The following is a 247-nucleotide window of genomic DNA, read 5'->3' on the forward strand; positions in this document are numbered from 1 at the left end:
TTATTTTTACCAAGCATTTCCTTTTCCGTATATCCGGTGATATGCTCAAAATTCTCATTCAGCTCAAGGATTTGTCCGGCCGGTGAAAAGACACATTTTATCAGTGCTTTGTCGACTGCCTCGCTAAAGGATCTCATTTCAATAATTGCACGGCTGATTTCGCTGGATTGTTTTTCAAGTGACTCCCTTTGTTCAACCGTTTCTGTTATATCGGCAGCAATATTAAGGACCTTAATGAGTTCCCCTT

General features: G+C 40.5%; 1 protein-coding gene. It reads right to left on the reverse strand.

Annotation, left to right across the window (positions count from 1 at the left end; all coding sequences use genetic code 11):
• Window positions 1-247: PAS domain S-box protein (locus JI664_RS23735; protein ID WP_207016262.1), on the reverse strand; the 247-nt coding region annotated here is incomplete at both ends.

Origin of the sequence: Rhodobacter sp. NTK016B, from assembly GCF_017303295.1 — a bacterium.
Taxonomy (GTDB): domain Bacteria; phylum Pseudomonadota; class Alphaproteobacteria; order Rhodobacterales; family Rhodobacteraceae; genus Pararhodobacter.